This window comes from Methylotenera sp. (assembly GCF_029945705.1).
In the GTDB taxonomy this organism is placed as follows: Bacteria; Pseudomonadota; Gammaproteobacteria; order Burkholderiales; family Methylophilaceae; genus Methylotenera.
In genome coordinates this window covers 13753-38450 of sequence record NZ_JAQSDC010000047.1, presented here as the reverse complement: position 1 = coordinate 38450, position 24698 = coordinate 13753, and the positions used below count along the sequence as shown (strand labels likewise).

At 42.3% G+C, this 24698-nt stretch carries 25 protein-coding genes and 1 pseudogene; 10 read left to right on the top strand and 16 right to left on the bottom strand.

Features of this window, described 5'->3' with window-relative positions; genetic code table 11:
- Positions 1 to 2: 2 nt before the first annotated feature.
- Genes PSU78_RS10210 through fabA form a run of 3 tightly spaced genes read right to left on the bottom strand, consistent with a single transcriptional unit; the run spans position 3 to position 2390 of the window.
- Complete coding sequence (locus tag PSU78_RS10210) at positions 3 to 554, bottom strand: DUF1439 domain-containing protein (RefSeq protein WP_300387629.1); 552 nt, start codon at positions 552 to 554, stop codon at positions 3 to 5.
- A gap of 43 nt (positions 555 to 597) precedes the next feature.
- Positions 598 to 1830 carry a beta-ketoacyl-ACP synthase I gene (fabB, locus tag PSU78_RS10205; protein WP_300387627.1) on the bottom strand — a complete coding sequence of 411 codons (1233 nt, stop codon included), beginning with the start codon at positions 1828 to 1830 and terminating at the stop codon, positions 598 to 600.
- Between the two features lie 44 nt (positions 1831 to 1874).
- A complete protein-coding gene (gene fabA, locus PSU78_RS10200; protein WP_300387625.1) occupies positions 1875 to 2390 on the bottom strand; it encodes a 3-hydroxyacyl-[acyl-carrier-protein] dehydratase FabA in 516 nt (171 codons plus the stop codon).
- Between the two features lie 633 nt (positions 2391 to 3023).
- Here fabA and PSU78_RS10195 point away from each other — a divergent pair.
- The 6 genes from PSU78_RS10195 to PSU78_RS10170 all read left to right on the top strand — a co-directional run bounded on the left by PSU78_RS10195 (position 3024) and on the right by PSU78_RS10170 (position 8615).
- Positions 3024 to 4040, top strand: a complete 1017-nt coding sequence (locus PSU78_RS10195) for a MoxR family ATPase (protein ID WP_300387623.1) — start codon at positions 3024 to 3026, stop codon at positions 4038 to 4040.
- Between the two features lie 114 nt (positions 4041 to 4154).
- Positions 4155 to 5036, top strand: coding sequence for a DUF58 domain-containing protein (locus PSU78_RS10190; RefSeq protein WP_300387622.1), 882 nt, complete (start codon positions 4155 to 4157; stop codon positions 5034 to 5036).
- 3 nt (positions 5037 to 5039) lie between these two features.
- Positions 5040 to 6035 (top strand): hypothetical protein, encoded by a 996-nt coding sequence (locus PSU78_RS10185; RefSeq protein WP_300387621.1) that lies wholly within the window; start codon positions 5040 to 5042, stop codon positions 6033 to 6035.
- Complete coding sequence (locus PSU78_RS10180) at positions 6035 to 7021, top strand: vWA domain-containing protein (protein WP_300387753.1); 987 nt, start codon at positions 6035 to 6037, stop codon at positions 7019 to 7021. Before PSU78_RS10185 ends, PSU78_RS10180 begins: the two co-directional genes overlap by 1 nt.
- On the top strand, positions 7018 to 7572 hold the full coding sequence (locus PSU78_RS10175; RefSeq protein ID WP_300387620.1) for a hypothetical protein: 555 nt from the start codon (positions 7018 to 7020) through the stop codon (positions 7570 to 7572). The genes PSU78_RS10180 and PSU78_RS10175 overlap by 4 nt, the downstream gene beginning before the upstream one ends.
- A gap of 11 nt (positions 7573 to 7583) precedes the next feature.
- Complete coding sequence (locus PSU78_RS10170; protein ID WP_300387619.1) at positions 7584 to 8615, top strand: VWA domain-containing protein; 1032 nt, start codon at positions 7584 to 7586, stop codon at positions 8613 to 8615.
- A gap of 17 nt (positions 8616 to 8632) precedes the next feature.
- Here the strand turns inward: PSU78_RS10170 and PSU78_RS10165 are convergent, their stop codons facing one another.
- Complete coding sequence (locus PSU78_RS10165) at positions 8633 to 9103, bottom strand: protein YgfX (RefSeq protein ID WP_367186346.1); 471 nt, start codon at positions 9101 to 9103, stop codon at positions 8633 to 8635.
- Between the two features lie 53 nt (positions 9104 to 9156).
- On the opposite strand from PSU78_RS10165, the gene PSU78_RS10160 reads away from it, so the two are divergent.
- On the top strand, positions 9157 to 10194 hold the full coding sequence (locus PSU78_RS10160; RefSeq protein ID WP_300387617.1) for a folate-binding protein: 1038 nt from the start codon (positions 9157 to 9159) through the stop codon (positions 10192 to 10194).
- Between the two features lie 90 nt (positions 10195 to 10284).
- Here the strand turns inward: PSU78_RS10160 and ftsB are convergent, their stop codons facing one another.
- From ftsB to glyA, 10 genes and pseudogenes are all read right to left on the bottom strand, one after another.
- Entirely contained in the window at positions 10285 to 10674 is a 390-nt protein-coding gene (gene ftsB / locus PSU78_RS10155; protein ID WP_300387751.1) for a cell division protein FtsB, read from the bottom strand.
- A 115-nt stretch (positions 10675 to 10789) separates the two neighbouring features.
- On the bottom strand, positions 10790 to 12076 hold the full coding sequence (eno, locus tag PSU78_RS10150; RefSeq protein ID WP_300387616.1) for a phosphopyruvate hydratase: 1287 nt from the start codon (positions 12074 to 12076) through the stop codon (positions 10790 to 10792).
- Between the two features lie 114 nt (positions 12077 to 12190).
- Positions 12191 to 13822: a CTP synthase gene (locus PSU78_RS10145; protein WP_300387615.1), complete on the bottom strand. Its 1632-nt coding sequence runs from the start codon at positions 13820 to 13822 to the stop codon at positions 12191 to 12193.
- Positions 13823 to 14110: 288 nt separating this feature from the next.
- Positions 14111 to 14799, bottom strand: a pseudogene (locus PSU78_RS10140) (class II aldolase/adducin family protein).
- A 26-nt stretch (positions 14800 to 14825) separates the two neighbouring features.
- Positions 14826 to 15923, bottom strand: coding sequence for an S-methyl-5-thioribose-1-phosphate isomerase (gene mtnA / locus PSU78_RS10135; RefSeq protein WP_300387614.1), 1098 nt, complete (start codon positions 15921 to 15923; stop codon positions 14826 to 14828).
- Positions 15924 to 16143: 220 nt separating this feature from the next.
- Positions 16144 to 16941 (bottom strand): TatD family hydrolase, encoded by a 798-nt coding sequence (locus PSU78_RS10130; RefSeq protein WP_300387613.1) that lies wholly within the window; start codon positions 16939 to 16941, stop codon positions 16144 to 16146.
- A gap of 9 nt (positions 16942 to 16950) precedes the next feature.
- Positions 16951 to 18057 carry a bifunctional diaminohydroxyphosphoribosylaminopyrimidine deaminase/5-amino-6-(5-phosphoribosylamino)uracil reductase RibD gene (gene ribD, locus PSU78_RS10125; protein ID WP_300387612.1) on the bottom strand — a complete coding sequence of 369 codons (1107 nt, stop codon included), beginning with the start codon at positions 18055 to 18057 and terminating at the stop codon, positions 16951 to 16953.
- Positions 18058 to 18082: 25 nt separating this feature from the next.
- Complete coding sequence (locus PSU78_RS10120; protein ID WP_300387611.1) at positions 18083 to 18460, bottom strand: hypothetical protein; 378 nt, start codon at positions 18458 to 18460, stop codon at positions 18083 to 18085.
- A gap of 54 nt (positions 18461 to 18514) precedes the next feature.
- Positions 18515 to 18958: a transcriptional regulator NrdR gene (gene nrdR / locus PSU78_RS10115; protein ID WP_300387610.1), complete on the bottom strand. Its 444-nt coding sequence runs from the start codon at positions 18956 to 18958 to the stop codon at positions 18515 to 18517.
- Between the two features lie 14 nt (positions 18959 to 18972).
- Positions 18973 to 20232, bottom strand: coding sequence for a serine hydroxymethyltransferase (gene glyA, locus PSU78_RS10110; RefSeq protein WP_300387609.1), 1260 nt, complete (start codon positions 20230 to 20232; stop codon positions 18973 to 18975).
- Positions 20233 to 20387: 155 nt separating this feature from the next.
- On the opposite strand from glyA, the gene iscX reads away from it, so the two are divergent.
- The 3 genes from iscX to PSU78_RS10095 are packed head-to-tail and all read left to right on the top strand — an operon-like array spanning position 20388 to position 21500.
- Entirely contained in the window at positions 20388 to 20582 is a 195-nt protein-coding gene (gene iscX / locus PSU78_RS10105) for a Fe-S cluster assembly protein IscX (RefSeq protein ID WP_300387608.1), read from the top strand.
- A 49-nt stretch (positions 20583 to 20631) separates the two neighbouring features.
- A complete protein-coding gene (locus PSU78_RS10100) occupies positions 20632 to 21006 on the top strand; it encodes a DUF3307 domain-containing protein (RefSeq protein ID WP_300387607.1) in 375 nt (124 codons plus the stop codon).
- A gap of 20 nt (positions 21007 to 21026) precedes the next feature.
- Positions 21027 to 21500, top strand: coding sequence for a retropepsin-like aspartic protease (locus PSU78_RS10095; RefSeq protein WP_300387606.1), 474 nt, complete (start codon positions 21027 to 21029; stop codon positions 21498 to 21500).
- 108 nt (positions 21501 to 21608) lie between these two features.
- Here the strand turns inward: PSU78_RS10095 and PSU78_RS10090 are convergent, their stop codons facing one another.
- Positions 21609 to 23249 carry an alpha-D-glucose phosphate-specific phosphoglucomutase gene (locus tag PSU78_RS10090; protein ID WP_300387605.1) on the bottom strand — a complete coding sequence of 547 codons (1641 nt, stop codon included), beginning with the start codon at positions 23247 to 23249 and terminating at the stop codon, positions 21609 to 21611.
- A gap of 107 nt (positions 23250 to 23356) precedes the next feature.
- Positions 23357 to 24640 (bottom strand): 4-aminobutyrate--2-oxoglutarate transaminase, encoded by a 1284-nt coding sequence (gene gabT, locus PSU78_RS10085; RefSeq protein ID WP_300387604.1) that lies wholly within the window; start codon positions 24638 to 24640, stop codon positions 23357 to 23359.
- Positions 24641 to 24698: the final 58 nt, after the last annotated feature.

The window sequence follows — 24698 nt, the reverse complement described above, 5'->3', positions numbered from 1 at the left end:
CGCTATCTGACTGGACTCAGTGTAATTTGCAAACCTTTGTCAGTGATTTGCATATCTTTCGGGCTGTATTGCGTTGAACCCACGGTTAAATCTTGCGGCTTGACTGTGTACAAAGGCAATCCGTTTAACATTTCACCACCCAGTTTTTGCGCGATTAAATTGAAAAGTTCGCCATATTTACTACCCAAACCATCTAAATTTAGACTTTCTACTTTTGGATCATCCAATACAATTGAGTTCGTCGCCGCATCAAAGCGTAGCTTTCCAGAAATATCCATCTTTCCTGTCAGCACTTTATTACTTAAAATACTGCTCAATCTAGTATCTAGACTGGTGACCATACGTCCAGTCTTATTATCAAACTTCACGGTTGAATTACTTAAATTGACATCAAATATCTTTAGCAATGATATTGGAATCGATAGGCGCTCATTTAGTTTTTTCTGTAATTGCGCCTCTGATATATTAACCGTGCGGTCGCCCATCATGGCGCAACCGCTCAGAAACGTAGTAATCAAGCATATAACCAACAATAAGAACGACTTAAATTTCATGACTTACCATTAGAAGTGATTAATCTCGATTTAAGAACGCAAACTAAAGGTTTTTTGTTGACAAGGTTAATGTCGCATTTGTACCGCCAAAACCAAAACTATTAGACAATGCCGTTTCAATTTTAACGTTATCAATGCGCGTGCGCACAATATTCAAGCCTTCTGCACCTGGATCTAAATTATCGATATTCGCAGAAGCGGCAATAAAGTTGTTTTCCATCATCAGCAATGTATAAATCGCCTCATTCACACCAGCTGCTCCTAAAGCATGACCTGAAAGCGACTTAGTCGATGCAATTGCAGGATTTTGTTTTCTGCCATTATCGCCAAATACTTCGCGAATCGCTTCAAGCTCTTTAGTGTCGCCTACTGGCGTGCTTGTACCATGCGTATTAATATAATCAATGTTGTCAGCAATGCCTTCTAACGCTAGGCGCATACAGCGTACTGCACCTTCACCGCTAGGTGCAACCATGTCATATCCATCAGATGTCGCGCCGTAACCAATGACTTCTGCATAGATTTTTGCACCACGTGCTTTGGCGTGCTCGAACTCTTCCAACACAACAATACCGCCGCCACCTGAAATCACAAAACCATCACGATCAGCATCATAGGTTCGAGAGGCTTTATCTGGTGTTTCATTATATTTACTACTGAGCGCGCCCATTGCATCGAATAAAAATGACATTGTCCAATGCTCTTCTTCACCGCCGCCAGCAAACACAATATCTTGTTTACCTAGTTGAATCTGTTCAACACCCGCACCGATACAATGTGCACTGGTAGAGCATGCTGAGCTGATGCCGTAATTCACACCTTTGATTTTTGCACCTGTGGCCAAGCAAGCAGCAATGCCACTAGACATGGTTTTTGTCACCATGTAAGGCCCTACACGACGTATGCCTTTTTCTGCCAAAATATTGGTTGATTCCAACATGCTTTCAGTTGAAGTGCCGCCAGCGCCCACAATTAAGCCTGTGCGAACATTTGAAACCTGCTCTTCTGGCAAACTAGCATCCGCAATCGCTTCTTGCATAGCAAGCCAAGCGTAAGCATGCCCTTTAGCCATAAAGCGCAGCAGTTTGCGATCGATCAGCTCTTCAACATTAAGATTTTTAATTGATCCAGCCACATGAGAACGCAAACCGCGCTCAGCATATTCAGGTTGATAAGTAATACCTGATTTGCCAGCTTGTAAACTAGCCAGCACCTCAGCTTTGTTATTACCCAGACTGGATACAATCCCCATTCCAGTAATCACTACACGACGCATTTCGTGCTCCCTCAAATTATTTTTTTATTGTATTAAGATAATGCTTAAAAATTGTCTGTTCGCGTGAATAAACCTACACGCAAATCATTAGCCGCATATATTTCACGACCATCTAAACTCATGGTGGCATCAGCCACACCCATCACTAATTTACGCATAATCACACGTTTTAAATCAATAGTATAGGTTGCCATTTTAGCGGTTGGCAACACTTGTCCAGTAAATTTCACTTCGCCAGCACCAAGTGCTCGACCACGACCAGGGCCACCCGCCCAACCTAAATAAAAACCAACTAACTGCCACATGGCATCTAAACCCAAGCAGCCAGGCATCACAGGATCACCAGTGAAATGGCATTGAAAAAACCATAGATCAGGGTTGATATCTAACTCGGCAATAATTTGACCATTACCATACTTACCACCATCATCAGTGATAGAAACAATGCGATCAAACATTAGCATTGGTGGCAATGGTAATTGTGCATTACCCTCGCCAAACATTTCACCCCTGCCACACTTAAGTAACTCTTCTTTTGTAAAGCTGCTTTGTTTTTGCATGTTTTTTATTCTAAAAATAATTATCTAAGCTGCTATTTTCGCCGTAAATCCAATTTAGCGAAAGCCTTATTCACGCTTTACCAGCATTTTTTGTTGTAAATCAAATTATAACATCAACAAAATATGGTGGTTATTTACAACTACAACAACCAAATATTGGCTATATACAGCCGAGTGCGACTCATCACTGATGACTAAGCTATTGAATAAATGATAGTTAATTTTAGGCATATGTATTGCTTAAATACATCTTAGCGAAGATCTCCAAATTATCGCCCATTCAACCCGCAACATAATAAACTGTGTTGCGGGATTTTTTATGGCATTAAGTTGCTTTTCGATTACCAAAGTAGCCGTACAGCTAAGATTAAAATAGGATCCTACTTAAAATATAGTAGCGCCGCAAAGCCAATCGTGCCGAGCATTCGACGCATCTAACATGAGAAAATTTATTAGGAGATTCAGCTCAAATTTAACTGGATACTTTCTTTAAATACTGCTTAAGTTTAATAAATTTTAATTAGGTGTATACAGATCTGTTTACACCTTCAAATAAAACAATTACACTAGCTACATTCTGTTACAAATTCCAACAAATCAATTACTACTCATCACTTACTTAGGGCACATTAAATGAGCGATATACAACTAGCCGATTGGCGCAATCATGCACTTACCTTAGAGTCTGAAGTTAACAAAGTGATTGTGGGCCAGCACACTCCAGTTCGCTTGATTACTACTTCAATTTTTGCACGCGGACATGTGTTGCTTGAAGGTGATGTCGGTGTTGGTAAAACCACACTGCTGCGTGCATTTACACGTGGCATCGGTGGTGGCTATCAGCGTATTGAAGGTACCATTGACTTGATGCCTAACGATTTGGTGTATCACACCTATCTTGGTGAAGATGGTAAACCTCACGTGAGCCCTGGCCCTATTTTGATGTCTGGTGAAAATTTATCCGTATTCTTCTTTAACGAGATTAACCGCGCGCGCCCTCAAGTTCACTCTTTATTACTACGTGTCATGGCAGAACGTACACTGACCGCATTTAACAAAGAGCATCATTTTCCACACATGCTGGTTTTTGCTGACCGTAACCAAGTTGAAAAAGAAGAGACTTTCGACATTCCATCAGCTGCACGTGACCGTTTTATGATGGAAATTCCAATTGTGGTGCCAAATGACGACAGCATTATGGAGTCACTCGTATTTGATACGCGTTTCCACGATGCAGATGCTCTAGTTTCAAACGTACCTGAAAATATTTTGCAATTTGACCAGTTAAACAAGTTTGCTAGCACTTTACAGAACAGCATTTCTGCAAGCCCTACTTTACGCAGTTATGTACTTAACTTATGGCGTGCAACTAAAACGCCAACAGATTTTGGTGTAAAAGTTTCTGGTGTAGATATGAACCGTTTGGTGTTATCTGGTGCCAGTCCACGCGGTATGGCGATGGTGTTGCGTGCAGCGCGTGTAAATGCATGGTTGAATGAACGCACTGCCGTATTACCAGAAGATATTCATGATGTGTTCCATGCAACTGTTGCGCATCGTTTGGTATTCAGCCCAGTGTATGAAATGCGCCGTACTGAGATTGCACGCGATATGTTGAGCGGCATCATTCATGCGATTGCAGCGCCTTAATTTAAATAATAACTAGCTAATGAACGCAATCACTCAAAGCTTTTACAGTTTAGATTTAAGTCTGACATGTCTGGTTAAAACCCGACATAGACTCATTAAGTAGGTGCAATTCAAATGTCACAAGAGCATATAAAAGAATTCAGCTATCACATTGCGTGGCGCTCACGCTCACGTAGACCAGGCAGACACAAAAGCAACCAGCGCGGCATGGGCATGGAGTTTCGCGGACATACCACGCTGCTCGCTTACCCTGATCCGCGTCGCATAGACATACGCCAAACCATACGTGACCCGCTTGAGCAAGTGCATGTGCGTATTTTTAATCAAAAAAGCGTCACGCCAGTGTTTGTACTGTGTGATATGTCTGGCTCTATGCAATACGCCAGTACTAAGCAAGATGGCAGCACTCAGAAAAAGATTGAGATTGCTGCAGATATTGCGCAGTCAGTTGCACAATCTGCCACTCGTAATCGCGATTTAGTTGGGTTTATCGGCTTTGACGATGTAGTGCGTGAAGATTGGTTATGCACACTCTCAGCAAGACCTCATACCACCGTTGAAATGGCTGAAAGCTTAAGAACTTACGAAACAGAAGAAGTAGGCAGCCGTGGTGTAACGGAAATCGTCAGGTTACTGCCCCGCGAACGCTCACTCATTTTTATGGTGTCAGACTTTCATATGCCAATTGCCGATTTAGAAGAGTCGCTGGTGTTAATGCAACGTCATCATATTGTGCCTATAGTGTTATGGGATTCCTCTGAATATAGCGATTTGCCAGAGTTTGGCATCACCAATGTCACTGACCCTGAAACCGGTGCAAAACGCACTTTATTCTTACGAAAATCCTATCGCGACCGTATTCTACAAAGCTTTACAGATAGACGTATAGCCATTGAGAACTTGTTTTTACGCTACGACATGCAGCCATTTTTTGTAGAAAACAGCTTTGATGCTGACCAACTGTCCGAATACTTCCACCAATATGTGGCAGCTTAATTAATGAGTACATTTATGCGAACAAGTATACAAACAAAATTTTTCTTAGCGGTGAGCATGCTTGTATCGCTCATCAGTCAGCCCGCTTTAGCGGATGTTGTGCTGCCAGATATTAATCCAAAATATGTCACTCTTAAAGAAGACAATCCTACACGAGATGCAGGTTATGTTGTCGGTGATATATTGGAAAGAACCATCACAGTTACCGTTAAACAACCATATGAACTGGTCAAAGAGTCTATCCCTATTGTTGGCTACGAACACCGCTGGAAAGGTCAGATCTCAGGCATCGAACTTTCTAAAGTCAGTTCAGAAGAAATAAAACATAGTGATAGCGTAACGCACGTTATCCATTTAAGTTACCAAGTGTTTACCACTGGCAAGTTAGCGAAACCAGCCGCATTAAGAGCTGAAATTCTTAAAATGAGAAACACCGAGAAAAAAGAAATATTGCAATATCGTGTTCCCTCTTTCAATTTCCGCGTTTCGCCACTTTCTGTGTTTGGGTCTGTAAAACTAAACGAAGAGCTGAGCCCATTCACCCCCCCCTTTCTTATCGATTCAAGTAAGCAAAAGTTGACTTTGAAAATACTCATTGGCTTACTAGCATTATCATTGCTAGGGCTGCTTTATATTTTCGGCATGCATGCTTGGTTACCTAGAATGGGCGCACCATTCGCAAAAGCGTACCGTGATATTCGCAAGATGCCAGACACTGCTGCAGGCTTGCAGCAAACTACAGCACGCATTCATGAGTCGCTAAACAAAACAGCTGGTACAAGTTTATTTGCTAATAATGTCGATAGTTTTATTCAAGATAAACCAGCTTTTTCACCAGTGAAACAAGATATAGAAAAGTTTTTTGCTTTGTCTCGCAAAGTGTTTTTTGAACCAGATTCCGCACAAAACTTAAATGAACACTCAAAAGCTTGGTTAATGAAATTTTGCCGCCAATTGCGCGATTGTGAACGTGGCTTGAGACCAGAAGCGAGCGCATGATGGGATTTATGCATCCATTAGTGTTATGGCTACTGCCAATTTCACTGCTGCCAATTTTACTTGAGCGGTCGAATAGTCGCAGCTATTCATGGGTAGATATGCTGCCAAGCGACCCGCTTTCGAATTTAATTGGTTTACTACTTAAAGTCTTAGCGACAGTTAGTTTAATAAGCATACTTGTTGGCTTAGCAGGCCCACATAGCTTAGAGCAAAAGGTCGAGCGTATTGGCATAGGCGCCCAAATTGGCATGGTAATTGATAGAAGTGCCAGTATGGATGACCCCTTTTCTGAAGGTGCAGCTGAAGGTCGTGTCGGCGAGTCTAAGTCTGTAGCCGCGGCCAGACTGATGACTGAGTTTGTTAACTCTAGGCAAAACGACATGATAGGTGTGATCACCTTCAGTAACTCAGCCATGTATGTTCTACCGCTCACTGAGAGTCGTGAAGCAATTCAAGCTGCAATTAAAGCCACCGCTGGAAACTCACTGTTCCAAACAAATATTGGTGGCGGCTTAACCAGCGCTGTAAGTTTGTTTGAAAACGTTCCAGATTCAGGTTCACGTGCCATTATTCTGCTGTCTGATGGCGGTGGTCGTATGGGTGGTGTTGCGCAACAAAAACTGCGCGAGTGGCTGCAAAGGTACAACATCACACTGTATTGGATTGTATTAAGACAGCCTGGTGGCCTCAGTATTTTTAATGAGTATATACCTAAAGAAGAAGGGCCTTTGCCTCAAGAGATTGAACTGTATGAATACTTTAAAACGCTACGTAGCCCATTTAGCGCTTATGAGGCTGAAGACCCAAAATCACTCGCAAAGGCGATAGCTGACATTAATGAAAAAGAGAAAAAACCAATTAAATATATGGAAAAAATTCCCGGCCACGACTTTACACAGCTCTGCTACATCATTGCAGCACTCATGATTGCACTGTTACTTGGCGTTAAATATCTGGAATTTAGAACATGGAAAATAAATATATGAGCCTTCGTTTAAAATCTATCACTGTCAAACAACTGACCATTACACTCATTTTAGTTGCTGTGGCATCAGCAGTTGGCATTTCAGCAGAACTCAATCGTATACGTCAAATTAATGCATTTAATCTTGCAGTCAGCACTGGCAAAAATCCGCAAACTGACAGGCAAAGCTATGAGGCTAAATTTGCAACCGCTTATTGGCTTGCAAATAATGATCGTCATAAGGAAGCTACCCTTTTGTTCTCTCAGCTTACTGAAAAAGGTACGCCCAGCCAACGTGCTGCGGTACATCACAACATCGGCAATATGTTTTTCTTAAAGAGCTTAAGAGTTAGCGGTGGTAATGACCCGAAGGTGAGAGATGAAGTCGAATACCTATTAACTCAAGCTCATAGCTCATATAAACAAGCACTCAAAATAGATAATAGTAACTGGGGCACACGTCGCAATTTAGATCGCGTCATTACCTTGTTACCTGAAACAGTCACACCAGGTGTTGGCGAGTCTGACTCACCTGGTCTGATTATGGGTAATATTCCCGTTGGCTTACCATAGAGATTGATTCAATGAAAAAGCTTATCGCCTATTTTAAAACGCACCGTGACTCGGCACTTCTTGGTAGTGCCATGTTAATGCTCGTATTGTCCATGTGCCACCTCACTGTGCCCGTTAAACACAATATCTACACGTATTTATTGGTCGCTGATATTACGCAGAGCATGAACACTATAGACATGTCCGAAAATGGTAAGCCTATATCGCGTATGGCGCATACACAAAACATGCTACATGAAGTTATCTCTTCGCTACCTTGTGGTACTAAAGTCAGTGTTGGCTTGTTTGCAGGCGTCAGCGTTGCTGCACTATACAACCCAATTGAGGTCTGCGATAACTTTGCAGCCATTCAAGACACTATTGACCATCTTGACTGGAGAACGGCTTGGTCAGGTAATAGCCGCATTCGCGAAGGCATGTTTAGCATTACAAGGGCCATTCGTAGCTTTCCTGAAACAGCGCAAGTAGTATTCTTTACTGATGGTGAAGAAGCGCCCAAATTACATGCGTTTAACACCAAAGATCTTACTAACTTTCAAGGTGCAGATGGTTGGTTATTAGTTGGTGTAGGTTCTGAAAAAGGCGCTGCTATTCCAAAACTAAGTGAAAAAAATCAATTGATTGGATATTGGTCAAATGAAAGCTTTGCACTGCAACCTGGTATTGCACAAATTTCTGAATCAAATCTTGGCGTGAGAGATGATAATGTAGCAGGTGAACAAGATCGCTTTATTTCAAAACTGAACTCTGAGTATATGAAAAGTATCGCTAAAGAAGTAGGCTCAACTTATGTGGATGGTGAAAATGTTCACACCATATTAGACGCCATGAAAAATCAAAAACCGGCACGTCGCGATGTTGCACCATTCGATTTAAGCTGGGTGTTAGCCTCTTTGGCTGGCTTATTACTTCTAGCCGCCTACTTTAGCAAACATCCAATTCAGCAAATTGGCGAAGCGCTTAAGCTATATAGAAAAAATGCAATTAGAAGACAACATACTAAAAACGAACTAGCGATTGCGCACGACAATCACATCAATTAATAACATTAAAAACTCTGTTAATCAGGTAAATTAGGGTGATGGTTAACAGCGTTTTTATGCCAACGTAAATAAACTCTTAGCTGGCGAAATGACTGTGTATCGGCATTATCTTGCAACAGCAAAATGTAGCGATTTTGCCAAATCTTGAACCATTTAAACTCCTCTGGTACAACATGTAAGATAGTTAGATAAGCACTGACAAAGCTATCTGGCATTACCTTTACAGCAAACCGCTCGTCATTCTTTTGCGTCAAATGACATTCACCTGCTTTATTTATCTGCAGTAACTTACAAGACCTACGCAGACTTAATAAGCCATTAAGCATGGCAAAATGTGTAGTCAATATCACTATTGCTAGCAGTAAAAGCATACTTAAACTAAGCGGAATAGGTGTCAATAAAAGCATTGCGCTGAAGAACAGCCCCGCTGATATCAGCAATACCATTAACTTGCTCGAGGGCTTGAATATAAGGGTAATAGGCTTCAAGATATAATATACTTAGTTCAATTTATAACATTCATTAATCAGAAGAGTAGCACATGGCAAACAATGACTGGCAAGAATATCAATTCATTCAAGGCGCAGTATTTAATAACGAAACCGTCACCTCATTCGGCAATATAGAAAACGAATTAGTATGTACGCAAAATCAGAACATTATTTGCGACTTGTCACATCTAGGCTTGCTAGAAATTAGTGGCGATGATGCTGTTACCTTTTTGCAAGGTCAAGTCACTAATGATGTTAGGTTGCTCGATGACACCCATGCACATTACACAGGCTACTGCAGCCCAAAGGGACGCTTACTTGCGCTATTTTTTGCTTTTTCACACAATCAAAAACTACATTTAGAATTCAACCAAAAGCTACTAGAACCCATCGCTAAGCGCTTGAAAATGTTCGTGATGCGCTCAAAAGTAACGATTAACGATGTATCTGATGCTAACGTCAGAATCGGTTTAAGTGGCAATAACATCCCTGAGTTACTTGCTCCGTTTTTTGTAACAATGCCTAAACTTGCTTATGAGAGCATGAGTACTGAAAATGGCACTATCATTTGCCTACCTAATGCAGGGATGCCCCGCTACCAGATTATTTGCAATACGGAACAGGCAAAAAGCTTATGGCAAGCACTGAAAAAAGACTGTAAACCAGTTGGTAAATCTTGTTGGGAATGGCTAGAAATTCAAGCAGGCATCCCAGATGTTTACCTGAGCACCCAAGAGGAATTCGTACCGCAGATGCTAAATTTGGATGCGCTAAATGCCATTAACTACAAAAAAGGCTGCTACACGGGGCAAGAAATTGTGGCGCGTACACATTATTTAGGTAAAGTAAAACGCCGTACACAGCTAGCGCATATTGCCAGTGACGTTAGCCCAGCCGTTGGTGATGATGTCATGGATGCGAATCAACAAGCCATTGGTAAGATTGTGCGCAGTGCGCAAGCGGTAGAAACAGGGTTTGTGGTGTTAGCTGAATGTCGATTAGAGAACTTAGCTCAGTCTGATATTTATTGGAAAAATATTGCCTTGAGCATCAAGCAACTACCCTACTCATTAGAAACTGTTGATTAAAACGTTTGAAGTGTTTATTAAGTGGTCGTGTGAGAACGGTTCTTGATGCTTGCTAATTAGCACTTATCACATGAAATTTTACTAAGAAAATTATGGTAAAGCCTTAGCATTAGTAGTTCGTTGCATCACCGTATCTTTAGTAGGCGTTTGGTTTGAAGCTTCACTAGGATTAGAGTTTTGATTAGGTTGAACTGACTGAGTATGCGTTGAATTATCAAGCACTTGGTAAAAAACCTCATCTTGCTTAATCATACCTAACTCACTTCTAGCACGTTCTTCAATAGCCGCGCTACCACTTTTTAAATCACGTACTTCAGCATCTAATGTTTCATTACGTGCTTTTAAAGCGCCATTTTTCTCTTGCTGAGTGGCAAGCTGACGACTTAAATCCCATACTCGCAACCAACTCCCCTTACCTAGCCACAGCGGATACTGCAGCAAGGCAATGAGGATAACGAATATGAGCGTTAAGGCTTTCAAGTCAGATAAACTCAATTCCAATTGCATTCAAACTGAGAATAGGCTTGCCTTCGACGATAGTACAATAAGTACAGCTAGAAGACTCAACGTCATGTCGGGTTGAATGCATTTGGAATTACTTGAATAATTGGTAAAACGCGCCGATACCAGCATAGCTAGATGCATCGCCCAACTCTTCTTCAATACGCAACAATTGATTATATTTAGCAATACGCTCAGAACGGCACAATGAACCTGTTTTAATTTGCAGCGCATTGGTTGCTACTGAAATATCGGCAATGGTCGTATCTTCTGTTTCACCTGAACGATGCGAAACCACGGCTGTGTAACCCGCACGTTTAGCCATTTCAATGGTTTGGAAAGTCTCAGTCAATGTACCGATTTGGTTTACTTTAATCAACACTGAGTTAGCCACACCACGCTGTATGCCTTCACGCAAAATTTTCGTGTTAGTCACGAATAAGTCATCACCCACTAATTGCGTTGTTTTACCTAAGCGGTCTGTCAATAGTTTCCAACCATCCCAGTCAAATTCACCCATACCATCTTCAATACTGATGATTGGATATTTATCAACCCAAGTGGCTAAGTAGTCAGTAAATTGTGCTGAAGTTAAAGACAACCCTTCTGACTCTAAATGATATTTACCATCTTTATAAAACTCAGTACTTGCACAATCTAAACCTAAGTAAACATCTTTACCTGGCTCATAACCTGCCGCTGAAATCGCTTCTAAAATCAATTGGATAGCCGCTTCGTTCGACGGCAGGTTTGGTGCAAAACCACCTTCATCACCCACAGTGGTTGCTAAACCTTTTTTATGTAACGTTTTTTTCAATTGATGAAATACTTCCGCACCGCAACGCATCGCTTCACGGAATGAAGGCAAGCCAGCTGGAATAATCATAAACTCTTGCATATCCACGCTATTATCAGCATGCGCACCACCGTTGATGATGTTCATCATAGGCGTAGGCAATTGCATTGCACCAGAGCCGCCTAAATAGCGATACAAAGGCAAACCACTTTCTTCAGCCGCCGCACGCGCGCAAGCCATAGAAACAGCGAGAATAGAGTTAGCACCTAAACGGTCTTTATTTTCAGTGCCATCGAGCTCAATCAATGTTTTATCGATAAAGCTTTGTTCTTCAGCATCTAGACCAATGATGGCTTCTGTGATTTCGGTATTTACGTTCTCAACTGCTTGCAGAACACCTTTACCTAAATAGCGAGCTTTATCACCGTCACGTAACTCCATCGCCTCTTTAGCGCCTGTAGAAGCACCTGATGGCACTGCGGCACGGCCAATCACGCCGCTTTCAAGCAATACATCACACTCTACTGTTGGGTTGCCACGAGAATCTAAAATTTCGCGGGCGATAATATCTACAATTGCGCTCATAACTACTCCTCAATATACAAATTAGTTTTCTAACTTAGCGACTCAAAATTTGGTGACTCTAAATAAAGAATCCGCAATGATTTATACGTGTTTATTAATATGCTTTATAAAGCTTTACTTAACGCCTTTGTGAGCCAATGCTGCATTCACATAAGCAGTAAATAGCGGATGGCCTGAACGTGGATTAGAAGTAAATTCTGGGTGAAACTGCACCGCCACAAACCAAGGATGTGTTGCTTTTGGTAGTTCAATCATCTCGCACAATTGCTCAGTTGGCGTTCTGGCAGAAATCACCAAGCCAGCTGCTTTTAATTGCTCCACGTAATTGTTATTCACTTCATAACGATGGCGATGGCGTTCGTTCACTTGAGCACCATAGATGCTTGCAGCCAACGTGTTTGGTTCAATTGGACAAACTTGCGCGCCTAAACGCATGGTACCGCCAAGGTCAGAGTTTTCATCACGCTTTTCAATTTTACCGCTGGCGTCTTTCCATTCGTCAATTAAGCCAATCAGCTTATGTGGCGCTTCTGCGTCAAACTCCGTACTGTTAGCACCTGTTAACCCTGCTACGTTGCGGGCAAACTCAATCACAGCTAATTGCATACCTAAACAAATACCAAGGTACGGCAGTTTATTTTCGCGCGCATATTGAATTGCAGCAATTTTACCTTCTGTACCACGTACACCAAAACCACCCGGAATTAAAATTGCATCCATAGCTTTTAAGCAGTCTGTGCCAGAGTTTTCAATCTCTTCACTATCCATAAAGTGAATTTTGACTTTAGACTCAGTATGAATACCTGCGTGAATTAAAGCTTCAGTAAGCGATTTATAGCTCTCTGTTAAATCCACATATTTACCAACGAAGGCAATGTTAACGGTATTTTTTGGGTTTTCTATGCGCGTAACAATATTTTTCCACGCTGTTAAATCAGCTGCTTTAGCCAAAATATTAAGCTTGTGGCAAACAATCTCATCCATCATTTGCTCATGCAACAGACCTGGAATCTTATAAATGGAATCTGAATCAATCGCGCTAATCACTGCCTCATATGCAACATTGGTAAATAAAGCAATTTTGCGTTTTTCATCTTCTGGAATTTCGCGCTCAGCGCGGCATAACAAAATATCTGGCTGAATACCGATTTGACGTAATTCTTTAACTGAGTGCTGTGTAGGTTTGGTTTTAAGCTCGCCAGCAGTTGGAATCCACGGTAATAAAGTTAAATGCACATAACAAGCATTGTTACGGCCCTCTTCAAAACCCATTTGGCGAATGGCTTCTAAAAACGGCAGTGATTCAATATCACCCACCGTGCCACCGACTTCTACAATCGCCACATCGGCGCCTTCTGCGCCGCGTTTAATATGATTTTTAATTTCGTCAGTGATATGCGGGATGACTTGTACGGTTTTACCTAAATATTCGCCACGACGTTCTTTTTTAATGACTGTTTCGTAAATTTGACCCGTGGTAAAGCTGTTACGCTTTGCCATACGCTGTGAAATAAAGCGCTCGTAATGGCCTAAATCCAAGTCGGTTTCTGCGCCATCGTCAGTGACAAACACTTCACCATGCTGAAATGGCGACATCGTGCCAGGGTCAACGTTAATATAGGGGTCAAGTTTGAGCATGGTCACTTTAATACCACGCGATTCAAGAATAGCGCCAAGGCTAGCGGCAGCGATGCCTTTACCAAGAGAAGAAACTACACCGCCGGTTACGAATACATATTTGGTCATGGAAAGGCACTTATTATTTGTTGCAGACGGGATAAGATTTTACCGCAAAACAGATGCCTCACAAAACGTTATGCAAAATAAAAGTGTATTAATTGACTTGATATTTTCAATCATGCTTAAAATAGGTTTTTGTAGGAGCGACGCATTGTCGCGATTTGCACTATAACTTCGCGACGAGACGTCGCTCCTACAATGAGTTGCATAGCTGTACTTGATAAAGCAGGCGCAAGATTTGTAGTTTAGCCCGCGATTACATCGAGGCTACGCTTGTTTGTAATTCTTTATACTCTATTTTTCATTGCTTTTACCAATCCCATCTACAATGGGTGCCTTCGCCCAACTTCCATAAGTCTTGAATTTTTCTTGCACATCCAACATCTCTTGAGCGCTTAAAATATGCGGCTCTCCCGCCTGTAAGGCAAGTAAATACTGCTCGCACAAAGTTTCCACTTCCTGGGTAATGTCCAGCGCTTTTTCTAAAGTTTCACCCACGGCAATCATGCCGTGATTGGCTAACAAACAAGCTTTGCGGTCTTTTAATGCTTCAATGGCGTTATCTGAAAGCTGCTGACTGCCAAACAAGGCATAAGGCGCACAGCGGACGCTATCTCCACCAGCTAGGGCAATCATATAGTGGAATGGGGGCATGTCCTTACGGAAGGTGCTGAAAGTGCTGGCATAGATACTGTGCGTATGAATCACCGCATTGACTTGTGGCTTATTCTGCAAAATATCCAAATGGAATCGCCATTCACTTGATGGCGGACGCCCCCAACTTTATTGCCTGCAAAATCCATCCACACCATGTCGGATGGAGTCATTTTATTTGCTGCCAACCCTGAAGGCGTGATTAAAAAACCTGCTTCACCCTCAGCATTATTCGCACGCACACTGGCATTGCCCGCCGCGCCTCGGTTTAGACCCATGCTCACCAACTGCTGGCTAATGTTTAATAATTGCTCACGTTTGTTTTGCATAGTTAATGTTTATTTTAATTAATTATTTAAAGAATGCTTTTTAACTGACTTGGCGAAAATACACCATGTTCGGTAATAATCCCTGTCACCAAACGCGCCGGCGTAACATCAAATGCAGGATTAGCCACGCGAGTATTCACGGGCAAGATATTCACCTCAGCAACTTCGCCTGTGGCTAGCATACCTGTCATCCAAACAACTTCACGACCATCGCGCTCTTCTATCTCAATTTCTTGCACACCATTTAGCATAGTCCAATCAATCGTTGGCGACGGCACTGCAGCATAGAATGGTACGTGATTATCAAACGCGGCAAGTGCTTTTAAATAGGTACCTATTTTATTGCATACATCGCCTGAACTGGTTACGCGATCAGCCCCGACGATGACCATATCTACTTGACCATGCTGCATTAAATGGCCGCCAGCGTTATCACTAATCACAGTATGCGGCACGCCATGTTGCGCTAATTCCCAAGCCGTTAAACTTGCACCTTGATTGCGTGGACGGGTTTCATCTACCCATACATGCACATTAACCCCAGCATCGTGTGCGGCATAGATAGGCGCAAGCGCTGTGCCAAAATCCACAGTGGCCAGCCAACCTGCATTGCAATGCGTGAGAATATTGAATTGGCGGCCATTCTGAACGTTTAAGTCTTGAGCATGCAGACTCTGGATTAAACTCAAACCGTGTTGACCGATAGCCTGATTGAGCAATACATCTTCCTCACAAATCTTTGCAGCTTCTTCCCATGCGGCTTGCAAACGAAGCGCTGTAGGCATCGGCAAAAGCAGCAGCTTCATGCGCTCTACCGCCCAACGCAAATTAACTGCTGTCGGTCGGCTTTGTATTAACTGCGTTGCGGCAAGATGCAAATGTTCATTGCTACAATCTTCTTGCATAGCTAAGGCTATACCATAAGCGGCTGCGGCACCGATTAACGGCGCACCACGAACTTGCATGGTTTTAATTGCAACAATCATTTGCGACATGTTGTTAATTTCAACAATTTTAAATGTATGTGGTAATTTTGTTTGGTCAATAATTGATACGAAGCTACCACCAACCGCCATACCATCATTAGGCCAAATTGTGCGAAATTTTTGATTGTTTATTATCATAAATAGTTAATTCAAAAGTTGACTTTCGAAAAGTTCCCTGAAATAAAAAATATACTCCACATTATCTGTGGATAACTTTGTGAATAACTGTGACTTGAAAATGTAACATACCAATTTATAAGGCTTTTTTCAAATCGCTTAAATTTTAACCTATTATTAAACCCTTATAAATCAATTAGTTAAATTAATCACATTGTTTTATAAGGGTTTTTACCAATACTTAAAGTAGCACATGAGGTGGTGTGCATAAGTCAGCTAATTTTGGCAAAACTTTTAGGGCGTTGGCGCTAGTTATATCAAGCACTTGAGCCACATTGACACCTCTTAAATCAGCTAAAACTTGTGCGATTTTATTCAGTTCTAGCGGAGTATTTCTACCCTCCGCTCCCACCCACTCGGGTGGTATATCTGGAGAATCTGTCTCTAATACGATAGATTCTAATGGTAGTTTTCTCGCAAGCTCTCGAATTTTTAAAGCACGGCTGTAAGTCATTGCGCCGCCAAATCCCAATTTAAAACCAAGCGCAATCAATTGTTCCGCCTGTTGAAAGCTGCCATTAAATGCGTGGGCGATACCGCCGCTCAGTTGGTATAGACGAAGATATTTTAAAACGTCGTCAATCGCATTTCTAACATGCAGAATGACGGGTAAATCATGCTGCTTAGCTAGCTTTAATTGCTCTGTGAAAAAATAAGTTTGTAGCTGTAGATTACTTTTAGTGACGAAGTAATCCAAGCCAATTTCACCTATCGCCACTGGATTATTATTGTCAATATAAGTTTTTAAAGTTTCAATATCACTCAATTGTGATTTATCAACATACATGGGATGAATTCCAAGCGCGTAGGTGCAATGTTGATGCTTGAGACATATCTGAATCACACTATCGAAGTGTTCGCGTGCCACAGCAGGTATAACGATGTTTGAAACCCCTTGTTGCAAAGCCTGCTCTGCAATATTGTCTCTATCCGCATCAAACTCAGGCGCATCAAGATGGCAATGGGTATCTATCAGCATATGGCTAACTTAGTTTTTAACAGGTTTTGCACGCAAACGAATATCGCGCCCAATTTGGCGTACATCAATGATTTGCAGTTCCGTTGCCTGCTGCATTTCTACCAACTCAGGAATAGCAAACATCGCCTTGGCATCTGCGCCCATCAATTTTGGCGCGTAGTAGAAAACAAACTCATCAATCAAACCTGCTTGCATAAAAGCGCCGTTTAAGCCCTGCCCTGCTTCTAACAACACTTCATTAACACCACGCGAGGCTAGATTAGCAAGTAGCACATGTAAATCTACACGACCATTTTCGTGAGGAAGATGCAACAATTGAGCGCCAATAGCTGTTAACAAATCGGCTTTATGGTTAGCGTCTTGCGCATAAGCAATTAATACGGGGCTTATAGAAAGCAACTCAGGATTAAGCATTTTACAATCTGTTGGCGTTTGCAGATTGCTATCGACAATGACTCGTAAGGGCTGGCGACTTGTATTTACCAAGCGAACATTCATGCTGGGATTATCTGTCAGCACTGTGCCAATGCCAGTCACGATGGCACATGATTGCGCACGCCAATGTTGAACATCCAACCTTGCTGGCTCACCAGTAATCCACAGGCTTTTGCCATTATTAAGTGCCGTGCGACCATCTAAACTCGCCGCCACTTTACAGCGCACATAAGGCATGGCAGAGGTCATGCGTGAAATAAAACCAAGGTTTAATGACTTAGATTCAGCTTCCATCAACCCAACATCAACCTCAATACCATTTGCTTGGAGGCGCTTGATACCATTACCCTCCACTAAAGGATTCGGGTCTTGCATGGCCACGATTACTCGCTTAACACCAGCATTAATCAAGGCATCGACACAAGGCGGCGTGCGACCGTGATGATTACATGGCTCTAGAGTGACATATGCATCAGCACCTTCCGCGTTCATGCCAGCTTCGCGTAAAGCAAACACCTCCGCATGTGGCTCACCAGCTTTTAGATGCGCACCCTGCCCTACAATTTGATGATTTTTAACAATGACACAGCCAACGCGGGGGTTGGGCTGAGTGGTATACAACCCCTGCTCTGCTAGGCGCAACGCAAGTGCCATGTAAGTGTGATCGGCTGCAGTAAACAAGGTATTAAATCGCCATTAGGCAAATTTAGTGGGAAGAAATACGACTATTAATTAAGCGATTATTTTCATCAAAGAAAAGTAGTAAGCCATGATAAACATGCATACACTTGCCTAAGTCATACTCAACAGAGTTGCCGTCTTCATAGCTTGGACGGCCTAGTAACACGCCAACCGAGTCTTTGCTAGTACCTTTAGATAGAACATGTTGTTGTAAGTCATAAGCCATATCGCCACGCTTACATTCTTGCTCTATTGTCGCCGCGCCTTGCATCCATTTCACTTGGTCGAATTTTTCATCGCCAAAAACGATGCTATCTTTCATCATCCACCATCCGAAAAACACCACCGTGACCAACACCGTAAATGCGGTAAAAACAATGGTAGCCCAGTTAATAAATTTCATGTTTACATCCTAATGGTTAGCATTGTGTAAATCAAATTTGACAAATAAAATGACTTACAAATCTCGAATAGCATCATTAAAATCACCCACATCCGAAAAGCTTCGATATACCGATGCAAAGCGAATGTAGGCGACTTTATCCATCAATTTAAGCTCATGCATCACACTTTCACCTAAATCTCTGGCTGGAATTTCACGCTCGCCTAAACTCAATAACTTTTGTGAGATTCTATCTAAGGCACGATCTACATATTCAGTAGGCACAGGACGTTTATGCAATGCGCGCGTGAATGACAAGCGCAGTTTTTCACGATTAAATTCCTCACGCGTACCATTGGTTTTAACCACTTGCGGCATATGCAATTCTGCCGTTTCGTAAGTGGTAAAACGCTTATCACAAACACCACATTTGCGGCGACGGCGTATAGAGTCGCCTTCGTCATTGACGCGTGAATCAATGACTTGTGTATCTGCATCACCGCAAAAAGGGCATTTCATTGATGAACTGTGACCTAGTTCTGATAAACAGGAAAGCGCGCAGTCAAAGCATGTACTTTTGCTTTGGTCGCTGCGATCACCGCTTCATCCGTTGGGTTATCTAACACGTCAGCAATCAAGTTAGCTACTTGGCGCGCTTCATCTTCTTTAAAACCACGTGTGGTAATTGCAGGTGCGCCGATACGAACACCTGAAGTCACAAATGGGCTTTCTGGGTCATTTGGAATCGCATTTTTGTTCACAGTGATATGCGCTAAGCCTAGTGCAGCATCTGCTGCTTTACCTGTTAAGCCTTTTGTACGCAAATCCACCAAGAACATATGTGACTCTGTGCGACCTGAAATAATGCGTAAACCGCGCGCAGTTAATGCTTCAGCCATTGCTTGTGCATTTTTAATCACTTGCGCTTGGTAGGTTTTGAATTCTGGTTGCGATGCTTCTAAGAATGCAGTTGCCTTAGCAGCAATCACATGCATCAATGGACCACCCTGCAAAGCTGGGAACACGCTTGAATTCAATGATTTTTCAAACTCAGCTTTAGCCAAGATAATACCGCCGCGAGGACCACGCAAAGTTTTGTGTGTGGTTGAGGTCACAAAATCCGCATGCGGCACTGGGTTTGGATAGACACCAGCGGCAATCAAACCTGAATAGTGCGCCATATCAACCATGAAATAAGCACCAACTTTTTTAGCGATTTCAGCCATGCGCGCCCAGTCAAAGCGCAAAGCATAAGCAGACGCACCGCCGATTAATAATTTTGGTTTGCATTCAATGGCAATGCGCTCCATTTCATCGTAATCGATTTCTTCTTTATCATTTAAGCCGTATGGCACGATGTTAAATAGTTTGCCTGATAAATTTGCAGGTGATCCATGTGTTAAGTGACCGCCGTGACCAAGGTTCATACCCATGATGGTATCGCCCGGTTTTAGAATAGAGAAATACACCGCTTGGTTAGCTTGTGAGCCTGAATGCGGTTGCACGTTGGCATATTCTGCGCCATACAAAGCTTTCAAGCGGTCAATGGCCAACTGTTCAACTTGGTCTACATATTCACAACCACCATAAAAACGTTTGCCTGGATAACCTTCTGCATACTTATTAGTTAGCTGAGAACCTTGCGCCTGCATCACTGCTGGGCTAGTGTAGTTTTCAGAAGCAATTAACTCGATATGCTCATGTTGACGAACAACTTCGCTGTTGATCATAGCATCTAAGGCTGGATCTGCTTTATTAAGGGTATTGGTATAGTTAAATGGTGCTTGCGACATGGTTTTAGTTTTCCAAATGCTAGATTATTTTAATGAAAAAAATGTTTGCGCATTTTAACACGCTCAAGCACTAAGATTAAAGGCAAAAGATTTAGTTGCGTAACTGTAGCAAGCTATAATATAAATTAACTTAAATATCTATTTGGAGTAACACCATGAAATGGACTGAAAGCCTAAGAATTGCTGAAGAGCTTTACGACAAACACCCTGATATTGATCCGAAAGCGGTGCGCTTTACCGACTTAATGGAATGGGTAATGGCGCTTGACGGCTTTGATGACACCACTGAACATTGCGGAGAGAAAATACTAGAAGCGATTCAATTAGCTTGGATCGGCGAAGCTGAATAGTTCTCAGCTTTAAACTAAAAATGTTTAATCACCATCGTGTTTAGCTACCATGTTTGAAGCTTTACTGTGGTTATTTATAAAGCACTTTATCTGCGACTTTCCATTGCAAGCAAACCCATGGATGTATCGCAATAAAGGTACATACGGCCATGCTGGCGGCTTAGCACATGCTGCATTGCACGGCATTGGAACATTCATCATTTTTTCTTTTTGGCTTGGCGCTAACGCTTGGATATATGCGCTAGCCGATGCCGTGATCCACTACCATATTGATTGGGCAAAAATGAATGCGGGTAAACACTACAATCTTAAGCCTGATAACAGTGAGTGGTTTTGGATTTTATTAGGTTTTGATCAGCTTCTGCACCATCTCACCTACTTCGCATTAGTCGCAATTGCATTTAAACCTATTGCAAACATGTAATTAGTCCCAATAAAAATAGCATGTCTAAAAATACTATTTTTGTAGTTGCCATTTGGATAATGCTAGCAAGCGTCATCTACTACCTGTCGGATAATATTCAAAATCCTAACAAAATTAATCGATTAGGTGAGATTAGTACCGTTGTATTAAAACGTGGGTTAGATGGCCATTACCGAGCCGAAGCGCTCATCAACGGCGAAAAAGTCAATGTACTGGTCGATACTGGCGCCACAGGTGTAGCTATTTCACAAGGGGTTGCAGACAAACTTAATCTTAAAAGTATAGATGCCATCCGCACCAACACTGCCAACGGAGACAGCGTGGGTTATATGGTGCGTTTGCACTCAGTAAAACTAGGTGGCGTTGATGCCAATGATGTATCGGCGATGATTGCGCCTGGCTTAGATGGCGACGTGTTGCTCGGCATGTCGTTTCTAAACCGCATGGATGTTAGGCTTTATAAAGGCGAGATGACCATTAAACAGGTGGATTGATTTTGTAGCGGCGCCCTAAGTGCGACTATGTAGATTTTTGTAGGAGCGACGCCCTCGTCGCGATTTGCACCATTGCTTCGCGACGAGGGCGTCGCTCCTACAATAAAGTTAGGTAATCACAGTCGGCGTATCGCGACCTGTTTTTTCTTTAAGTTGCGAAATCTGCAATCCAATCTTAATCATCTCGGCTAAAGCCACTTGCGCATCTAAATGGTGATTTTTTACATCAGGATCAAAAGCTTCTAAATAAATACGAATTGTCGCGCCCTCTGTCCCTGTGCCAGATAACCTGAACACAATACGCGAGCCGTCTTCAAACAAAATACGAATACCTTGATTATTACTGATAGAGCCATCGATTGAATCGTGATAGCTAAAATCATCACAAGTTTTCACTTTATATGCGCCAAACGACTGATCAGGCAAGCTAGTAAATTGCGATTTAATATGGGCAATGACACTATTGGCCGCCTCAGTTGGAATCGCCTCATAATCATGACGTGAATACACATTACGGCCAAATTCAGCCCAGTGCGACATCAAAATCTGCTCAACTGATACAGCTTTTTTCGCCAATATATTCAACCAAAACAACACCGCCCACAAGCCATCTTTTTCACGCACATGGCTAGAGCTTGTACCAAAGCTTTCTTCGCCACACAAAGTAACTTTGCCTGCATCCATCAAATTACCAAAAAACTTCCAGCCTGTTGGTGTTTCATAGCATGGAATATTGAATTTAGCCGCCACACGATCCACTGCGCCGCTCGTAGGCATAGAACGTGCTACGCCAGCAATGCCATTCGCATAAGCAGGCACTTGGGTTGCATTTGCGGCAAGCACTGCAAGGCTATCAGAAGGTGTGACAAAAAAGTTTTTACCCAAAATCATATTACGGTCGCCATCACCATCTGAGGCCGCGCCAAAGTCAGGTGCGCTTTCACCTGCAAACATGATTTTCACTAAATCTTCAGCATAGGTTAAATTGGGGTCTGGGTGACCGCCACCAAAGTCTTCTGAAGGAATGCAATTCATTAAGCTAGACTCTGACGCACCTAATCGATTGACAAAAATCTCTTGTGCATAAGGGCCAGTCACGGCGTGCATAGCGTCGAACTCCATTTTAAAGCCACTTGCTAGTAATTTTTTGATTGCTGAAAAATCAAATAACGCTTGCATTAAATCTGCGTAGTCTTGCACTGCATCTATGACTTCTACAGTAAATTTTCCATCGTTGAATATTGATTTACCTAATACATCAATATCCACTTCGGGCAAATCTGCGATTTTATATTCTGTGATTTTTTTACTTAAATCAAAAATTGAATCAGTGATTTTTTCAGGCGCAGGACCGCCGTTGCTGATGTTGTATTTAATGCCAAAGTCACCGTTAATACCGCCTTGATTATGGCTCGCGGACAGCACAATACCGCCAAACGTTTTGTATTGCCGAATGATGTGTGAACATGCTGGTGTAGATAAAATCCCCGCTTGACCAATGAGCACACGAGCAAAGCCATTAGCTGCCGCCATACGAATTATAATTTGAATCGCTTGACGATTAAAATATCGGCCATCACCACCCAGCGCCAATGTCGCGTCATTGGGCACATCAAGCGTATCAAAAATACTCTGTACAAAATTTTCTAAATAACCTGCTTGCTGAAAAACTTTTACTTTTTTTCTAAGGCCTGAAGTGCCAGGTTTTTGGTCATTAAAAGCAGTGGTTTTAATTGTTTGGATTTGCATAGCATTACCTAAAGAACATGACTGAATTGAGTACTATTATAGCGAGCAAAATGCCCCTTGGTAGCGGCGTTTGAGATGATTCGTGAAATTAAATTGGAAGCCTTTAGTTAAGCTTTAGCTAAGGCTCTATCAATAATGTCTAGCGCTTCATCAAATACTTCATCTTGAATAGTCAAAGGATATAAGAAGCGAATTGCATTACCGTAAACGCCGCAAGTCAGTAGTATCAAACCCTCAGCTAACGCCGCCTGTTGTACACGTTTTACTGCATCCATAGATGGTTTATTGGTAGCTGGATCGAAAAACTCAGCAGCAATCATCGAGCCCAAGCCGCGCACATCTTTAATTGCAGGTATTTTAGCCTGCGCTGCTTTAAGGCGTGCTGTGAGTTTGGCACCCAATACATTTGCACGCTCAACTAGCTTCTCCTCTTCAATAATATCTAGCACGGCGTGAGAAGCCGCAATCGCTAAGGGGTTGCCTGCGTAAGTTCCGCCTAAACCTCCTGGTGCTGGGCCATCCATCACTTCAGCCTTTCCACAAACTGCTGATAGCGTGGTGCCGCCTGCTAAGCTTTTAGCCATCGTGATAATGTCTGGTATCACGTCGTAATGTTCTGCTGCAAATAACTTACCTGTACGACCAAAGCCCGTTTGTACTTCATCATAAATGAGCAGAATTCCATGCTCATCGCACTCTTTGCGTAATGCTTGCATCAACGCTGATGGTGCCGCATAGAAACCACCTTCACCTTGTACTGGCTCAATCACAATCGCGGCTACACGTTTAGGATCAATATCTGCCTTGAATAACAAATGCAGCGCGTTGATAGAGTCTTCAACACTAACACCATGCAAATCAATCGGGAATGGAATGTGATAGATCTCAGCGGGGAATGGCCCAAAACCAATTTTGTAAGGAGAAACTTTACCTGTCATGGCGCTAGTCATAATCGTACGACCATGAAATGCTCCAGCAAAGGCAACAATACCTGGTCGCCGAGTGCTTGCACGAGCGATTTTAATTGCATTTTCTAAAGCTTCTGCACCACTTGAAAAAAAGCAGGTCTTCTTAGCATGTGTGCCTGGTGTGAGCTTATTAATGCGTTCTGCCAAAGTAACATAACTTTCATAAGGCAGCACTTGGTAGCAAGTGTGCGTAAACTTTTGTAACTGCGCCTCTATAGCAGCGACTATCTTTGGGTGTCTGTGCCCAGTATTGAGTACCGCAATACCACCTGCAAAATCGATATAACGCTTACCCTCAACATCCCACACTTCCGAATTCAATGCACGCTCAATAAAGAAATTAGCCATCACGCCTATGCCGCGTGGCGTAGCTGCTAGACGTCTATTGTGTAAATCTTGATTAGAAATTGCTGTATTAGTCATACTCTCGTCCTTACCTCTAGTGTTTTGAGTTCTAGTTTTATCTTATTAAATTAAGTGA

What these genes read in the sequence shown, in the direction of transcription:
- PSU78_RS10210 (WP_300387629.1), bottom strand. Translation starts at nt 554, where the DNA reads ATGAAATTTAAGTCGTTCTTATTGTTGGTTATATGCTTGATTACTACG.
- fabB (WP_300387627.1), bottom strand. Translation starts at nt 1,830, where the DNA reads ATGCGTCGTGTAGTGATTACTGGAATGGGGATTGTATCCAGTCTGGGT.
- fabA (WP_300387625.1), bottom strand. Translation starts at nt 2,390, where the DNA reads ATGCAAAAACAAAGCAGCTTTACAAAAGAAGAGTTACTTAAGTGTGGC.
- PSU78_RS10195 (WP_300387623.1), top strand. Translation starts at nt 3,024, where the DNA reads ATGAGCGATATACAACTAGCCGATTGGCGCAATCATGCACTTACCTTA.
- PSU78_RS10190 (WP_300387622.1), top strand. Translation starts at nt 4,155, where the DNA reads ATGTCACAAGAGCATATAAAAGAATTCAGCTATCACATTGCGTGGCGC.
- PSU78_RS10185 (WP_300387621.1), top strand. Translation starts at nt 5,040, where the DNA reads ATGAGTACATTTATGCGAACAAGTATACAAACAAAATTTTTCTTAGCG.
- PSU78_RS10180 (WP_300387753.1), top strand. Translation starts at nt 6,035, where the DNA reads ATGGGATTTATGCATCCATTAGTGTTATGGCTACTGCCAATTTCACTG.
- PSU78_RS10175 (WP_300387620.1), top strand. Translation starts at nt 7,018, where the DNA reads ATGAGCCTTCGTTTAAAATCTATCACTGTCAAACAACTGACCATTACA.
- PSU78_RS10170 (WP_300387619.1), top strand. Translation starts at nt 7,584, where the DNA reads ATGAAAAAGCTTATCGCCTATTTTAAAACGCACCGTGACTCGGCACTT.
- PSU78_RS10160 (WP_300387617.1), top strand. Translation starts at nt 9,157, where the DNA reads ATGGCAAACAATGACTGGCAAGAATATCAATTCATTCAAGGCGCAGTA.
- eno (WP_300387616.1), bottom strand. Translation starts at nt 12,076, where the DNA reads ATGAGCGCAATTGTAGATATTATCGCCCGCGAAATTTTAGATTCTCGT.
- PSU78_RS10145 (WP_300387615.1), bottom strand. Translation starts at nt 13,822, where the DNA reads ATGACCAAATATGTATTCGTAACCGGCGGTGTAGTTTCTTCTCTTGGT.
- mtnA (WP_300387614.1), bottom strand. Translation starts at nt 15,923, where the DNA reads ATGATAATAAACAATCAAAAATTTCGCACAATTTGGCCTAATGATGGT.
- PSU78_RS10130 (WP_300387613.1), bottom strand. Translation starts at nt 16,941, where the DNA reads ATGCTGATAGATACCCATTGCCATCTTGATGCGCCTGAGTTTGATGCG.
- PSU78_RS10120 (WP_300387611.1), bottom strand. Translation starts at nt 18,460, where the DNA reads ATGAAATTTATTAACTGGGCTACCATTGTTTTTACCGCATTTACGGTG.
- nrdR (WP_300387610.1), bottom strand. Translation starts at nt 18,958, where the DNA reads ATGAAATGCCCTTTTTGCGGTGATGCAGATACACAAGTCATTGATTCA.
- glyA (WP_300387609.1), bottom strand. Translation starts at nt 20,232, where the DNA reads ATGTCGCAAGCACCATTTAACTATACCAATACCCTTAATAAAGCAGAT.
- iscX (WP_300387608.1), top strand. Translation starts at nt 20,388, where the DNA reads ATGAAATGGACTGAAAGCCTAAGAATTGCTGAAGAGCTTTACGACAAA.
- PSU78_RS10100 (WP_300387607.1), top strand. Translation starts at nt 20,632, where the DNA reads ATGTTTGAAGCTTTACTGTGGTTATTTATAAAGCACTTTATCTGCGAC.
- PSU78_RS10095 (WP_300387606.1), top strand. Translation starts at nt 21,027, where the DNA reads ATGTCTAAAAATACTATTTTTGTAGTTGCCATTTGGATAATGCTAGCA.
- PSU78_RS10090 (WP_300387605.1), bottom strand. Translation starts at nt 23,249, where the DNA reads ATGCAAATCCAAACAATTAAAACCACTGCTTTTAATGACCAAAAACCT.
- gabT (WP_300387604.1), bottom strand. Translation starts at nt 24,640, where the DNA reads ATGACTAATACAGCAATTTCTAATCAAGATTTACACAATAGACGTCTA.